The organism is Paenibacillus athensensis, assembly GCF_004514475.2.
Lineage (GTDB): Bacteria > Bacillota > Bacilli > Paenibacillales > NBRC-103111 > Paenibacillus_AL > Paenibacillus_AL athensensis.
Map to the genome: position 1 here is coordinate 169,707 of NZ_MYFO02000008.1, position 16,685 is coordinate 186,391.

General features: G+C 58.5%; 7 protein-coding genes. All 7 read left to right on the forward strand.

What is annotated here, in order from left to right; genetic code table 11:
* Positions 1-8: 8 nt before the first annotated feature.
* Positions 9-1,304, forward strand: a complete 1,296-nt coding sequence (locus B5M42_RS16030) for a carbohydrate ABC transporter permease (protein WP_134750350.1) — start codon at positions 9-11, stop codon at positions 1,302-1,304.
* 1 nt (position 1,305) lies between these two features.
* Positions 1,306-2,148, forward strand: coding sequence for a sugar ABC transporter permease (locus B5M42_RS16035; RefSeq protein WP_134750352.1), 843 nt, complete (start codon positions 1,306-1,308; stop codon positions 2,146-2,148).
* Between the two features lie 28 nt (positions 2,149-2,176).
* The gene (locus B5M42_RS16040) at positions 2,177-4,552 is read left to right on the forward strand and encodes a glycoside hydrolase family 31 protein (RefSeq protein ID WP_134750354.1); all 2,376 of its coding nucleotides are present in this window, start codon (positions 2,177-2,179) and stop codon (positions 4,550-4,552) included.
* 357 nt (positions 4,553-4,909) lie between these two features.
* The gene (locus tag B5M42_RS16045) at positions 4,910-11,002 is read left to right on the forward strand and encodes an S-layer homology domain-containing protein (RefSeq protein ID WP_134750356.1); all 6,093 of its coding nucleotides are present in this window, start codon (positions 4,910-4,912) and stop codon (positions 11,000-11,002) included.
* Positions 11,003-11,682: 680 nt separating this feature from the next.
* Entirely contained in the window at positions 11,683-13,236 is a 1,554-nt protein-coding gene (locus B5M42_RS16050) for an ABC transporter substrate-binding protein (protein WP_167689654.1), read from the forward strand.
* A 42-nt stretch (positions 13,237-13,278) separates the two neighbouring features.
* Complete coding sequence (locus tag B5M42_RS16055) at positions 13,279-15,048, forward strand: sensor histidine kinase (RefSeq protein WP_134750360.1); 1,770 nt, start codon at positions 13,279-13,281, stop codon at positions 15,046-15,048.
* On the forward strand, positions 15,041-16,639 hold the full coding sequence (locus tag B5M42_RS16060) for a response regulator (RefSeq protein WP_167689657.1): 1,599 nt from the start codon (positions 15,041-15,043) through the stop codon (positions 16,637-16,639). The genes B5M42_RS16055 and B5M42_RS16060 overlap by 8 nt, the downstream gene beginning before the upstream one ends.
* The last annotated feature ends 46 nt before the right edge of the window (positions 16,640-16,685 follow it).

A 16,685-nucleotide genomic window follows, 5' to 3' on the forward strand; every position in this document is an offset into this window, starting at 1 on the left:
AAGTCATCATGTTGGTAAAAGCAACCAAGTCCGTTCCGGTCCGGGCGCATTCGCCCAAGCTGGCCGCGCTGCTGTCGGTCATTCCCGGGCTTGGACAGTTGTACAACAAGCGATACGTCAAAGGCACGCTTTTCCTGCTGCTGGCCCTCAGTTTCGTTTCCGCTTTTTCCTCGTTTATCGTTACCGGCTTCTGGGGGTTGATCACGCTTGGCGCTACGCCCGAGGTGGACGATTCCCGCGCGTATCTGGTGCAGGGCCTGTTGTCTCTCATTGCTGTGGTGATTCTCGCCTGCATGTATGCCTATAACCTGCTGGACGCCCACCGCGACGCCAAGCAAATCAGCGAAGGCAGCCGCATCCCCTCGATGCGCGATGCGTTCCAGTCGACGTGGGACCAAGGCTTTCCGTATTTTATCGTCGTGCCGAGCTTTATTTTGCTGACATTGACTGTAATCTTCCCGCTGTTGTTCATGGTCAGCCTGGCTTTTACCGATTTCAATCTGTACAATTCGCCGCCGGCGCATCTGCTGCACTGGATCGGCTTCGACAATTTCAAGGCGCTGTTCACGGATCCGCTTTGGAGCAAAAGCTTGACCTCCGTACTATCCTGGACCGTCGTGTGGACGCTGGTCGCCACGACGCTGCAAATTGCGCTTGGCTTTTTCCTGGCCGTTGTCATCAACGATACCAGGGTCCGATTTAAGAAAATCATCCGCACGGTGTTCATTTTGCCTTGGGCGGTTCCTTCTTTTATGACGGCTTTGATTTTTTCCGCGATGTTCAACGATAACTTCGGCGCGGTCAACCGCGACATTTTCTCGCATTTCGGCGTGCTGATCCCGTGGCTCACCGATCCGTTCTGGGCGCGGGTAGCGATTATTTTTGTCCAAATCTGGCTCGGCTTCCCCTATATTTTCACCTTATTTACGGGCGTGCTGCAAAGCATCTCCAAGGACTGGTACGAAGCAGCCGACGTCGACGGAGGCACGCGCTGGCAGAAGTTCCGCTACATTACGCTGCCGCATGCGATGTATGCAACCGCTCCGCTTTTGATCATGCAGTATTCGTACAATTTCAGCAATTTCAATATCATTTATTTGTTCAACAAGGGCGGTCCGCCGGTGCCAGGGCAGAACTCGGGCGCAACCGACATTCTGATTTCGTGGGTGTACACGCTGACCTTCCAGCAAAACAATTACAAAATGGCTGCGGCGATCTCGATTATTATGGGTCTGGTCGTTGCGGTGTTTGCGCTTTATCAATTTAGAAGAACGCGCGCGTTCAAAGAGGAGGGCATCTACTGACATGGGACGCAAAACGAAATCGACCCTTGAGGTCGCCGCGATTTATGTCGTTGTGCTGGTTATGTTCGCTTTGATCGTGTACCCGCTGCTGTGGGCGATCAGCATTTCGCTCAATCCGGGGACGAGCTTGTTCAGCGCCAAGCTGATTCCCGACAATTGGTCGCTTGTGCATTACAAGTGGCTGTTTACTGCGCCGAATAGCAATTACGGGCTGTGGTACAAAAATACGCTGCTGGTCGCTGTGTTGAACGCCGTTCTCAATGTCGCGGTCGTCTCGCTGCTGGCGTACGTGTTCTCGCGTTTCCGTTTTGTCGGGCGCAGGTACAGCATTTATTCGTTTCTGATCCTGCAGATGTTTCCCGTGACGATGGGCATGGTGGCGATTTATTTGCTGCTGAACATGGTCAATCTGCTCGATACGTTTGCCGGACTGATTCTGATTTACCTCGGCGGCGGCTTGACGATGAACGTGTTTCTTGTAAAAGGGTACATGGATACGCTGCCGCGCGATCTTGACGAGTCCGCGAAGATGGACGGCGCGGGACATATGACGATTTTCAGCAAAATCCTGCTGCCGCTGACCAAGCCAATTCTCGCGGTGGTCGCGCTGTTCACCTTCATGGCGCCGTTCATGGACTTTCTTACGCCGAAAATCATCATCCGCAGCCCGGAGAAGTATACGCTGGCGCTCGGCTTGTTCAACCTGATCAACGATAAATTCGCCAACAACTTCACGCGTTTTTCCGCCGGAACTATGCTGATCGCGCTGCCGATTGCCATCGTGTTTCTGTTTCTGCAGCGGTATTTGATCACAGGTCTGGCCGACGGCGCAACGAAGGGCTAGGCATTCAGCTTGGAAAGGGGCTTTTTTCTTGGAAACCAGCTTGTCGATACATCCAGAGCTTTACAAGCAGCAGGTCGTTAGTGAATTTACCGATATCGGCAGCGTTGTGGCGATCGTGGAGGAAGCGGGCGACGTGCTGCTGGAGTGCGAGAACGGTTGGGTGCGGCTGGCGCTGTACACCGAGCGGATCGTGCGCATCACGATGGACCCTTCCGGGCCGCCGGTTGCGGCCGGCGAGAGCTTGTTTGTCCAGCAGGCGAAGCAGCCGCTGGCGCTTGCGGCCCGGCGGTCGGGCGACGAGCTGCTGGTCGAAGGCGGTCAGCTGCGGCTGCGCGCCACCTGCTCGCCGCTGCGGATCGCCGTGGAGGAAGCGGCGACCGGCGAAACGATCGTGCGCGAGGGTGCGCACGGCATGATGTTCAACGCCGCAGGCGAGGTTATCGGCTTCAAGGCGATGGAGCCGGAGGACCGTTACCACGGCTTTGGTGAAAAGGCCGGCCACCTCAACAAGCGCGGCGAGAAGCTGACGATGTGGAACACCGATGTCTATGCGCCGCACAATCAGGAAACGGACCCCTTGTACGTGTCGATTCCGTATTTCATGACGAAGCGCGGCGGGCGCGCGCACGGCATATACGTGCTGAACACGTTCCGCATGGAGTTTCGGATGAACGGCGACACGGAATATGCGTTGTATGCCGAGGGCGGGCTGCTGGACTATTTCGTGCTCGCGGGGCCGACGCCCAAGGATGTCGTGTTGCAGTACGCCGGCTTGACCGGCAAAGCGCCGCTGCCGCCCAAGTGGGCGCTTGGCTACCATCAGTCGCGCTACAGCTACGAAACGGAGCAAGAGGTGCGCGAGCTGGTGGCGTCGTTCCGCGAGAAGGGCATCCCGCTCGACGCGATATATCTGGATATCCACTATATGCAAGGATATCGGGTGTTCACGTTCGACGGCGAGCGCTTCCGCAAGCCGGCGCAGCTCGTCCGCGACCTCAAGGAAGCGGGCGTGCGGATCGTGCCGATCGTCGATCCCGGCGTGAAGGCCGACCCGGAATATCGCGTGTTCCAGGAAGGACTTGCGCGCCAGGCGTTTTGCCGCTATGCCGACGGCACGATGTTTTACGGCGAGGTGTGGCCGGGCAAAAGCGCATTCCCCGATTTTACCGATGAAGCGGTGCGCCAGTGGTGGCGGGACTTGCATGCGTTTTATGCGGAGCTGGGCATTGAGGGCATCTGGAACGATATGAACGAGCCGGCCATCTTCAACGAGTCGAAGACGATGGATGTTGAGGTGATGCACAACAACGACGGGCGAAGGACGACGCATCGCGAGCTGCACAATACTTATGGCCTGCAAATGTCGCGTTCGACATATGAAGGGATGAAGCTGCACTTGGACGGACGCCGCCCGTTTGTGCTGACGCGCTCGGGCTTTGCCGGCATTCAGCGTTACGCTGCCGTCTGGACAGGCGATAACCGCAGCTTCTGGGAGCATCTGGAGATGTCGGTGCCGATGTGCCTCAATCTTGGCTTATCTGGCGTGCCGCTGTGCGGCGCCGATGTCGGCGGCTTTGCCCACGATTCGAACGGGCAGCTGCTCGTGCGCTGGACGCAGCTTGGCGCGATGATGCCGTACTTCCGCAACCATAGCGAGATGAAGTCGATCCGGCAGGAGCCGTGGGTGTTCGGCGCGGAGGCCGAAGCGCTCGTCAAGCGATACATTCGCATGCGATATGTGTGGCTGCCGTTGATGTACGGGCTGTTCGCCGAAGCGAACCGCACCGGGATGCCGGTCATCCGTCCGCTGCTGCTGGAGTTCCCGGACGATCCCCAGGCGGGACTCGTCCAGGACCAGTTCCTGCTCGGGCCCAACGTGCTCGTTGCGCCGGTTGTCCGTCCGGACACATTCGTCCGCGCCGTGTATTTGCCGGCCGGGCGCTGGGTCAACTACTGGACGGACGAGGTGCTGGAGGGTGGCCGCCATGTGCTGGTCGACGCGCCGCTCGATACGCTGCCGCTGTTCATCCGGCAGGGCTCGGTCATCGTGCAAGGCAGCGAGCGGCTGAACACGGCGGAGCCGGCTGGCCCGCTGACCGTGCACGTGTACGCCGGCGTCGACGGGGCGATGACGTACACGCTGTACGACGACGACGGCGCGACGTTTGCGTACGAGTCGGGCAGCGTGTACGAGCAGCGGCTTGACATCGTGTGCGACGGCGCACGCGTCGAGCTTGCGACGCACATCGTGCAGCTCGGCTGCCTGCCGTCGTGGACAAGCGTGCGCGTCGTGCTGCATCACGCCGGCGAGCAGCCGGAGGTGACGGTCGACGGCAAGCCGGCCGCGCTGGAGCGGCTGAATGAAGGCGGCGCTCCGGCGCTGTGGGCGTTCGCACTGGCCTGACCGGCCGGCTTGGCGGCAAGGCAGCCGCACCGCGCGCGATTCCCGGAGCGCGGTGCCGGCCGTATGGCGGCTGTCAAACGGGCCGGGGAAGCGGGCTTGGCACCGTGGCGTAAAGCGAAGTGCGGCGTGGCCGGTGCAAAGTAAGGCACCATGCACCGGGAAGGTGCGGGAACAGAGCAACAGAGCACTGCGGTCGGAAAGGCGCCAAAGCAATGTGGAGCGCCGTAAAGCACTGCGCAGCACGGCAACACGCAACATGGCACGTCCCCGCAAACGATTCGAGCAAGCTGCAAAGCGAAGGTTGATCTTTGCGGGTTTTTCATATGATGACGTTATTTTGAAGGGGGCAACTTGGGCATGTTCAGGCTGAACAAAGCAGCAATCTGGGCGCTGGTCGTACTGATCTCGCTGTCCGGCATACTGACAACCGGCGGCGGTCGCGCACAAGCCGCAGACAGCGGCACGTATGTCATGATCAAAAACGATTACCGCGGCACGTATCTGTACGAAGACGCAGCCGACCAGAACAAGGTCAAACGCGGTACGCCAAGCGATATGAGCGATCCAACGTATCAATGGCAAATTGAAGAAACCGGCGGCGTTAAGCGGCTTAAAAACCGCTCGACGGGCCACTACATGTCCGTGGTCAATGTGACGGAGTGGGACGATCCGGTCACGAGCATCGCGCTGGATGACACGACGATGGATTTTGACTGGAATATCCAGGACGCCGGCGCAGGCAAAATGACGCTGGAAAGCGTCAAAAATCCGGGCTCGTACTTGCATATGGAAGCGGCAGGTCTCGATTTTGCCGAATGCACGAACGGCGTGCAGGCGAGCTGGGGCAGCGCGCAGTGGATTTTTGAGGAGGTTCAGGACAATCCGTACGTGCGGATCAAAAACGACTACCGCGGCTCGTATTTGTACGAGGATGAAGCCGACCAGAACAAGGTCAAACGCGGTATGCCAACCGACACGAACGATCCGGCCTATCAATGGCTGATCGAAGAAACCGGCGGCGTCAAGCGGATCAAAAACCGCGCGACCGGCCACTACATGTCGATCGTCAATGTGACGGAGTGGGATGATCCGGTGACGAGCATCGCGCTCGACGACACGACGCTGGATTTTGACTGGAGCATTGCGGAAGCGGAACCTGGCAAAATGACGATTGAAAGCGTCAAAAATCCGGGCTCGTATTTGCACGTGGAAGCGGCCGGGCTTGATTTTGCCGAGTGTACGAACGGCGTGCAGGCGAGCTGGGGCAGCGCGCATTGGATTCTGGAGCCGGCTTCGACCGTAGTCGTGACGCCGACACCGACGCCAACGCCGACACCGGGCGCAGGCGACAAGTATGTGCGCATCCAGAGCCGCTGGAAAAGCATGTATTTATATGAAGACAATAATCAGGTCAAATACGGCAACCCTTCGTTTGGCGACACGGCCTCGCATTGGGAAATCGAGGATTTCGGCGATCACAAGCGGATCAAAAACCGCGCAACCGGCCACTACATGACGATCCAGAACGGTCTGGACTATGTAGAGAGCACAGAGGTGCAGGACGATGCGCTGACCGCGCAATGGGACCTGACTCTGAACGGCGACGGCTACAGCATCATCAAATCGGCAGCGCAAAATGCCATCATTCATTTGGAAAATCTGCGCAAATACGCGCAATACAGCGATATTGACGCCAACTGGTTCAGCCCGCAGTGGAAGCTGATCGGGGTGCCGGACGACGTCTTCACGGGCCATACCGTGCGGATGAAAAACCAATGGCAGGGCAGCTACCTGTATGAAGAAGACGGCAAGGTGAAATACGGCAACGTGCCAGCGGACGATTTGCGTTCGCACTGGCTGATCGCGGTCGCGGGCGAGCATCGGCAAATCCGCAACGCGGCAACCGGGCATTATATCGCCATCGAGCATCATGACAGCCATCTCGATCCGGTGGAAGCGATTGTGATCGAGCCGAGCTGGACGAGTGCCCAGTGGGATATTAAGGCAGCAACGAATGACGGTTTTTACAATATTGAGAACGTCTACAAAACCGATTTTATTCTGCATATTCAGGATCAGACGGATTACGCGCAAGCAAGCAATCTGCCGCCGGATTGGGGCAGCGGCCAGTGGGCGCTGGAGGATGCGCCGGTTGTGCCGCCGGTTATCCCGGATTCGTATGTGCGGTTGAAAAACAAAAAGCTTGGCACGTATTTGTATGAAAACAGCCACCAAGCAGTGCTGTACGGCACGCCGCCTGAAGATGACGCCAGCTCGCACTGGATCGTCGAGTCGCGCGACGGGCATCAGGTGATCCGCAACCGTGCGACCCAACACGTACTTTCGATTCAAGGCTTGTTGCCTTTCGTGGAATCGGTGCCTGACCCCGCTCCGCAAAGCTGGAGCAGCAGCCTGTGGGATCTCGTCGCTTCGCCGGACCTTGGCTATGTCGATATCCGCAACGTCGGAGATTCCGATATGTTTGTGCATCTGAGTGATTCGTTCGGCTACGCGCAATACGATTTCGTTTCGACGGAAGCGGAAACGGTCAGTTGGAGCCTCGAAGACGCGCCGGGTATGGCCCAGGTGTACGAGCCGCAGGTGAATACGGAGCGTTCGGACGTCGTGTTTGACGATACGAATACAGTCCGCGTGAAAAATAACGCCACCGGCACGTATTTGCTGGAGGGAGATAACGGCGCGCTGACGCTGGGCAGCGTTGCAGTCGATGATCTGCACAGCCAATGGCTGTCGCAGCAGGTGAACGGCCATAAGCGGCTGAAAAATGTCGCGACCGGCCATTTCGTGGCTGCCGACGGCGGGACCGTAGCGGCATTGGCATCGGCAGCGGCCGGAGCCGAATGGTATCTGACGGACACGGACGGCAGTGCGCGTTTTAGCGGTGCAGCCGGGCAGGCGGGGACGCTTGCAGCCAACGCAGGCGGAACGGCGGTCGAGCTGACCGATGCCAGCAGCAGCGTAAGTGCAAGCTGGCAGCTGGAGCCGGTAACGGCCGATGTGCAGTATGAAGCCGAAGAGAGCTTTTATTCGGCCGGTCAGACTGTCGGCTCGGCAGGCTTGGGCTTTAGCGGCCGGGGATATATCGGCGACTTCACATCCGTTGGCTCGCTGCTGACGTTTACGGTTTATGCACAGCAGGATGGTGTGTATAACGTGCTGACGAAATATACGAATACAAATACCGGAGCCAAAACGCTCAGCCGCAGCGTCAACGGCATCGCCGATAAGCAGGTGACGTTTGCAGCCAGCGGCAGCGCGGGCTGGAAATACAAAAGCGAAACGCTCAAGCTGCGCGCCGGTCTGAATACGGTGACGTACGAGCGGACGGCGACCGACAGCGGCAGCCTGCAAATCGACGCGCTCGTTCTTCATCAGGCCGTCAATAAAGCGGCTCGCGGAGCAACGACGATGTATACGGAATACGAAGCGGAAGCTGCGGCAACAACCGGGACGCTCGTCGGGCCGACACGCAAGTACCGTGAAATCGCTTCGGAGGCGTCCGGCCGCCAAGCGGTCAAGCTGGATCAGACGGGACAATATGTTGAATTTACGCTGACGAAGCCGACAAACTCGCTCGTCGTGCGTTATACGATTCCTGATGCGCCAGCGGGCGGCGGGCTGGAAGCGCCGATTGCCCTGTATGTAAACGGTGTGAAAAAACAGGATATTCAGCTGACATCGAAGCACAGCTGGGTGTATGGCAGCTATCCGTGGTCGAACGATCCGAGTCTGCAGCTGCCGCACCGTTTCTTTGACGAAAGCCGCGTGCTGATCGGCGACGTACCGGCAGGCGCGAAGCTGCGTTTGCAGGTCGATCAGACCGGAGCGGCCGCTTACCGCATCATCGATCTGATCGATACGGAAATGGCGCCGCAAGCTTACGCGCAAACACCGCTTTCGCTGTCGATTACCCAATACGGCGCTGTGGCCGGGGACGGTCAAGACGATACGGCGGCGCTGCAAGCCGCGATTGCTGCGGCGAAGCAAGCCGGACGGACCGTGTGGATTCCGGCGGGGACGTTTGATTTTAACGGCGAGCCGCTGAATGTGAGCAATGTAACGATTCGCGGCGCAGGCCCGTGGTATTCGGTGCTCCAGGGCATCGGAGCCGGCTTCAACGGCCAGGGAGGTCGCGTGCAAATGTACGATTTTGCGATTTTCGGCGCGTCGACCGGACGGAATGACGCTTCGAAGGAAAGCGGCTTTGACGGCAACTACGGACCGGGCTCGGTGATCCAGAACGTCTGGATCGAGCACCGCAAAACCGGCATCTGGGTTAACGGGCCGGTGGACGATATGCTGATTGTCGGCAACCGGATCCGCAACACGTATGCGGACGGCATCAACCTGCACGGCGCGAACAGCAACATTCACGTTGAGCAAAACGCGATCCGCAACAGCGGCGACGACGGCATTGCGCTCTGGTCGGACCGCGCGTTCAGCACGACGCCGAACCATAACCATGTCATTCGTTTCAACACGGTGCAGCTGCCTTGGTTGGCCAGCAACATCGCCGTATACGGCGGACGCGACAATGTGGTGCAAGATAATATTGTAGCCGACACGATTGCCTTCGGCGGCGGCATCAACGTCAGCTCCAACCACACGCCGGTGGCCTTTAGCGGCACGACGACGGTTGAGCGCAATACGCTGCTGCGCACTGGCGGTCACGAATACAATTTCAATAAGGATTTTGGCGCCATCTGGGTGAATGTGCCGGAAAAAATTGACGGCAAAGTCCTGATCCGCTATAACGATGTGTACGATTCCTCGTATCAAGGCTTGTCTGTACAAGGACCGGGCTCGTTGACGAATGCGACGATTGCCGGCAATATTTTCGAGAAAACCGGCACGTGGGGCATGCAAATTCAAGGCGACGCCCGCGGCTCGGCAGCGATTCACAACATCATCCGCGATGCGGTAGTCGGTGACAGCTCGCAGTTGGCCGGAGGAACGTTCACCGTGACCGCTCCGGCGGCGATGAACGACGCGTATGTGCCTTCTTCGCTGGCGGTGACACTGGATGCCCAGCTCTTTCGCCCCGAAAGCGGCGGTGCGGGTACTGGCGGCACTGGCGGTGGTGGCGTGTCTGGCGGCGATTCCGGTACGGGTTCGCAGCCGACGACTTCGCCGCAGCCAACAACGAAGCCGCAGCAGCCGGCCGTGAAGCTCGGCGCCGATGCGCTGACCGTCAAATCGACGACGGTCAACGGCAAGGTGCAGACGAGCGTTGCGGTCGACGGCAGCAAGCTGGTCGCGGCATTCCGCGAGCTGTTGGCAGCCGGCAACGGCACAGGAGCGGGAACGGGCGCAGGCGCTGGCAAGACGATCGCCATCGATACGGCCAGCACGGATGCGACGCTGGTGGTCGAAGTGCCGGCACAGGCGCTTGGCGAAGCGGCCGGATTGCTGGGCGGCGGCAAGCTGGCGTTCCGCGCAGCGGATCGCTCGTATGAGCTGCCGCTGTCCAGCCTGAAGCTCGACGAGCTGGCGGCCGGTATGGGCAAATCCACAGCGGACCTGACCGTGTCGATCCGCATGGAGAAGCTGACCGGCAGCGTTGCCGACGAGCTGAACGGCTCGCTCGAAGCGCAAGGCGTGACGCCGCTTGGCGACGCCGTTGATTTCAGCGTCACGGTAGGGGCGCAAGGCGCAGAGCCGGTGACTATTCACAGCTTCGGCTCGACGTACGTCACCCGGACGCTCGTGCTTTCCGGCGTCGTGGACGCGGATCAGGCGACCGCGGTAGCGGTTGATCCGCAAACCGGCGCTGCCAGCTTCGTACCGGCGTTGTTCGAGAAGCAGGAAGACGGCACGACCGCGGTTGTGATCAAGCGCAATAGCAACAGCTTGTATACGGTCGTGTCGCACAGCGCTTCCTTTGCCGATACGGCCGGACATTGGGCGCAGCGCGATATCGACACGATGGCATCGAAGCTCATCGTGAACGGCATTGCGGACGGGGCGTTCGCTCCCGACCGCAGCGTAACGCGCGCCGAGTTCGTGGCGCTGCTCGTGCGATCGCTCGGCCTGTCGGCAGCGAGCGATGCGGCTTCCGGCTTCACCGACGTGAAAGCCGGGGACTGGTACGCCGGCGCTGTCGCTACGGCGGTGGAAGCCGGGCTCGCGGACGGCTTTGCGGACGGAAGCTTCCGTCCGTCGGCGACGATTACGCGCGAGCAAATGGCTGTGCTGATCGCGCGGGCGATCAGCTATGCCGGCACGTCGCTGCCAGCGGGCAGCGACGGGGTGTTCGCCGATGAAGCCAGCATCGGCGGCTGGGCCCGCGAAGCGGTGGCGTCGCTGGCCGCAGTGCAGCTGGTGAACGGCATGAGCGACGGCAGCTTCGCGCCGCAAAGCGCGTCAACGCGCGCGGAAGCGGTGACAATGCTCAAACGCTTCCTGCAATTCGCGAACTTTATGGATTAACGTAAGCGTTTGGCATGCGCTGGCCGGCATCAGATCACGATCCGGGATTAGCCGATGACGTGCGGACAGCAGTCTGACAACGATACGGCAGCAAGCCGATTTGCGCATGACGACCGGACTAAAGAGTCGAGCCCTCAGAGGCTTGGCTCTTTTTTCCGTTTGCCATCTTTTTGACAGGGAAGCCGCGGTACGGATGCGAATTAGGAGATATACCGGCAAAATCTAATCTAACGAGGCTCCTTGCCGCGCGCGAGTTTTAACGAATGGCCGATAACGTACCTGATCTGACAGCCGCCGTCTGTCGGCACCTGATGGCACCTGTCGGTCTCTATCGGACTTATCAGTACCTGATCTGACAGCCGCCGTACTGTTGGCACCTGTCGGTCTATCCGACCTATCAGTACCTGATGGCACCTGTCGGTCCCTATGAGCACCTGTCGGCACCACCTAAAGCGACCGACGTAACGCCATGAATTCCAGCGGCGAGGAGCAGCGCCGTCAAACTCCAGGCGTGACCTCTGTATGGAGGCGCGCTTCCAGCAATACACTACAAGCAAGACACGTCACATTCTTGGCAGATTCGGTCACAATCGTGGTAGCCGGGCGCGTCCTTCCCGCGTACAATGTAAAGTTAAAGCTGCACATTTTCGTCAAAACGCATGAATGGAGACCTCCTCACGATGAAGCTGATGAAAAGAAAGCGAAGTCTGCTGCTGCTGTGTTGCGGCATTGCGGCAGCCGGATTGACGATGACAGGCTGGGGCTGGTTCCGCCATGCGGAAGCCGAGCGCTCCACCGCTTACAATGAACCGAATATACAAGCCGCGCAGACGGGGGGCAGCGACAAGCTGGTGGTGATTTTTCCGGCCGGTGCGATGCCGCCCGATCTGGATGAGGTGGAAGCGGAGATGAACCGCTATCTGGCTACCCGCATCCAAGCCAGCGTCGAGCTCAAGCCAATTGAACGCGGCAGCTGGTGGGACAAGACGGGCTTCATGTTCTCGTCGAAGCAGCAGATCGATCTGATGTTTACGGCCGGCTGGTTCGGCTTCGGCAACGAGGTAACCAAGGGACAGCTGGTGCCGCTGGACGATTTGCTGGATCGCTACGGTCAGGGGATCAAAAGCTTGCTCAACCCGTCGATTGTCGATGCCGGCAAGCTCGATGGGCGCATTTACGGGATTGTGGCCAATAAGGAATTCGCTTCCAGCAAAGGGCTGGTCATGCGCAAGGATTTGGTGGATAAATATCAGTTTGATCTGGCTTCGGTCCGCAAGCTGGAGGATTTGGAGCCGCTGCTGGCCACGGTCAAGGCGGGTGAAGACGGGATGGTGCCGCTGCAGGTGCGTTCCGACCGCAGTCCGTTTACGTTCCTGATGCAATACGGGCTGTTCGATATGCTGGGCGACGGTCCCGGCGTGCTGCCGCGCGGCGGAGACGGCAAGACGGTGGTCAATATGCTGGAGACGAAGGAGTTCGCGCATTATGCCGCGCTGATGCACCGCTGGAATGAAGCCGGCCTGCTCAATCCGGACGCCGCGACGACCAAGGACAATGAATTTGAAGCGGTCAAGGCGGGCAAAGCGTTCGCTTACGCGGAATCGCTCAAGCCGGGCTTCGCCAATCAGGCCTCGCGCGACACTGGCATGGACATGGTCAGCGTGGAGCTGACCGAGCCGTTCACGACGACGGCCGATACGACGAGCGCGATGTTTGCGATTACGAAAAACGCCCGTTATCCCGAAAAAGCGATGATGCTGCTTAATCTGCTCTACACGGACAAGTATTTGCTCAACTTGCTCGATTGGGGCATTGAAGGCAAGCATTACGTCAAGATCAACGCCAACCAGATCAACTATCCGCCGGGTATCGAGGCGAAGACGGTCGGTTACAACCTCAACCAGCCGTGGATGTTCGGCAATCAGCTTCTGAGCTATTTATGGACGAATGAGGATCCCGAGCTGTGGGAGCAGTACCGGCAGTTTAATCAGAAGGCCGAGAAGTCCAAGGCTTTGGGCTTTGTGTTCAACCCCGATCGGGTCAAAAATGAAATCGCCGCTTGCATGAACGTGGAAAAGCAATTCGCTCCGGCGATTTACACCGGGGCGCTCGATCCGGCGCAGGTGCTGCCGCTCTACATCGAGAAGCTTAAAGCGGCCGGCGCGGAGCGGATCATTGAAGAGAAGCAGCGGCAGCTCGATCTATGGCTCAGCAGCAAACAAGCATCCCGTTAACCTATTTCTGCCGCTCACTTGTGGCATGGCAAAGGAGACCGCATGAGACAAGCCACGTTGCGTTCACGACTGATTATGGGCTTTGGCTTCGTTACCGTACCCCTGGTGGTCCTGCTGCTGTGCAATAACCTGTATGCGACCAAGGTCGTCCATACGCAGGTTGCGCTTACGAACCAAAATCTGCTCACGATGTACATGAACGATATGGATAAGGTGCTGGAAGAGCTGGAAAACTATTTGTACAAAACCGCCGAGCAGGATCAAAGCCTGATTTCGCTCAGCCAGTACGGACAAGAGAGCTGGGAATATTACCTGGCCAAGACGCAAACCGTCAACGCCTTATATCTAAACACCAATTACTACAGCGCAGCGGACGTGTTATTTGCCTACAGCACGAAATACGACGATTTGTTCCTTGCGCAGCAGCAGTCCGTCTCTTACGAGGACAAGCAGCTGATCCAGGACAAGCTGTACCAGCTGGTGCGCGAGCAGCACGCGGGCTCGGCCTTTTATTCAAGCTGGAATATCGTCAAGCTTAATGACCGCTATGCGCTGGTCATGATCGTTGATACCGGCTACCAGTCGTTTATCGGCGCTTGGGTCGATCTCGACCGGCTGATGATGCCGCTGCATTTGCTGAACAACGACCAGCGCGGCGAAGCGCTGCTGTTCTCCGATGCCGGCGATATTATGGCAGGCGTCAATTCCGAATTTGTCGACCGGCTGGAAGCGACGGATTTCCGCAATTACGTAAAGCAGGATTCCCAGAGCTATCATATCGTCAATCTGGAAAAGCCGTATCTGCTCGTCGTTCAGCGCTCCAAGCTGGCGGCGATGTCGCTGCTTATGCTGCTGCCCGAAAGCAGCCTGCTGGAAGGGCTGCCGGTGTTCCGCAAGCTGACCTACGCCGTGCCGCTGCTGGCCGCGGGCATCCTCGTGTTTTACCTGATATTTGTGCAAAAATCGCTCGTCAAGCCGATCCACAGCTTGATTCAAGGGATGCGCCGGATTCGCGCCGGCGATTTGTCGGCTCGTCTGGACGAAAACAAGCTGACGGAATTTATCGTGATCAACGAAACGTTCAACGGCATGGCCAAGCAGATCGAGCATTTGAAGATCGACATCTACGAGGAGCAGATTCGCACGCAAAAGGCCGAGCTCAAGCATTTGCAGGCGCAGATTCATCCGCATTTTTTCATGAATTCGCTGAATATCGTGTACCACCTGGCCCAGATCAAGGAATACGATTTGATTCAAAATATGTCGCTGCATCTCGTCCGCTACTTCCGCTACTCGACGCGTACGCAGATCACGACCATTACGATCAAGGACGAGCTGGAGCACGTCTACAACTACCTGTCGATTCAAAAGCTGCGCTTTCCCGAATCGCTGATCTTCGACATCGATGTCGAGCCCGGTCTGGAGTCGGTCGGCGTACCGCCGCTCATCGTCCAGCCGCTGGCTGAAAACTGCGTGATACACGGCTTTTCCGTGCAAAGCGGCGAGCCGTTTGCGATTCGCATCCGCGTCACGCGCGATCCGGAAGCGCCGGACCAGTACCTGCTCGTCGAGGTCGCCGATAACGGCAAGGGCTTTACGCCGGACAAGCTGGCCGAGCTGGAAGCGCGGGTCTATGCCACCGAGCCGGGGGAAGGCAGCATCGGACTGTGGAACATCGTGCGCCGCGGCCGGTTGTATTTCAAAAGCGAGATTCAAATGACGTTTGCCAATGCGCTGCCGCGGGGAGCGAGCGTCGTTCTCCGTTTGCCGCAAGGAGCAGCGGAACCAGAGGGAGGGAATGCGGATGTATAAGGTGCTCGTGGTAGATGATGAGATTTATGCGGTCAAGGGCTTGGTGTCCGGCATGGACTGGCAATCGCTGGGCGTCGACGAGGTGCATGAGGCCTACCATTCGCGCATGGCGCAGGAGGTGCTGCAGCAGCATAACATCGACATGATGATTTGCGACATCGAAATGCCCGAAGGCAACGGACTGGAGCTGATGCAGTGGGTCAATGAGAACGCGCCGCACGTCGAGACCGTGGTGCTGACCTGTCACGCCGAGTTCTCCTATGCCCAAAAGGCGCTGCAGCTTGGCGGCAGCGATTACTTGCTCAAGCCGGTGATTTTTCCCGAGCTGGCCCAAGTGCTGGAACGGATGAAGACGACGATTGAGCAAAAGCGACACGCGGTGGAAGCCGACCGCAATTACCAGAAATACGCCAAGCTGTGGAACAATCATAAGCCGCTGCTGATCGAGCGGTTCTGGCAGGATTTGCTCAGCCAGCGGATTTTGCCGAACCGTCAGGCGATTGAAACGGCGTTGGTGACGTATGAGCTGAAGCCTGCGTTATTGCAGCGGATCGGTCTGATTCATGTCAGCATTGAGCAGTGGGAAAAAGAGCTGAACGACCGCGACGAGGAAATCATGGTGTTTGCGCTGCGCAACGCCGCCGCTGAAATGGTGCTGGCGGCCGACGAGGGCTGCGTGCTGACCGACGATGCCGGCAACCTGATCGTCGTGGTGTACATGGGCGAGCGGGCGTTGTCGTCGGAAGAGCTGCAGCGCCGCTGCGAATCGTTCATACGTGCCTGCAACCGCTATTTCTATTGCCGGCTTTCCTGTTATATCGGCGAGCCTGTCGCCGTGACGGACATCATGAAAGCGTATCATGAGCTGTTGAACGCCGAGTACCGCAATGTGGCCCGCACGAACGAAGCGATTCGCTTGAACGAGCTGCGCCAACGGGAGCGCAGCGACGGTCCGGAGGTCAGCGCCTTCATGGACTGGGCCGATACGCTGGAGCGGGGCGAGCGTGCCGAGATGGAAGCGCTGATTCTCGCTGAGCTGCATCGCTTGCGCGGCAAAGCGCCGACGGTGGAGACGTTGACGTCGTTTTATCACGCCTTTTTGCAGGTCGTCTATTATGTGCTGCATCGCCGGGGCTTGTCCGTACAGCTGTTGTACGAGGACCAAGGAGCCGCCGACGTGTCGGCGGCCACCCGATCGCTCGGCCATTTCGAAATGTGGATCAAACGCATGGTGGCCACGGTCAGCGAGACGCTGGCGCTGAATCATCCGTCCAATTCGATCGTCGCCAATCTCAAAACGTTTATTGCCGCGCATCTCGATCAGGAGCTGACGCGCGAGGATTTGGCGGCTCACGTTCATTTGAATCCGGCCTACCTGTCGCGGCTATTCCGCAAGGAAACGGGCATAGTACTTTCTGACTATATATTACAGGAGCGGATGAAGAAAGCCGCCGACCTGCTGGTCAGCACGAACAAGACGATCAGCGAGGTGGCGGACAGCCTCGGATACGGCAATTTTTCCTATTTTGCCAGGCTGTTCCGCAAGGTTCACGGCATCGCGCCGCACGATTACCGCAAAGCGAAAAAGTAAGCGTTTCAGGAGGAAATGCGAAAATAATGTCGAATTATGTTGGTAA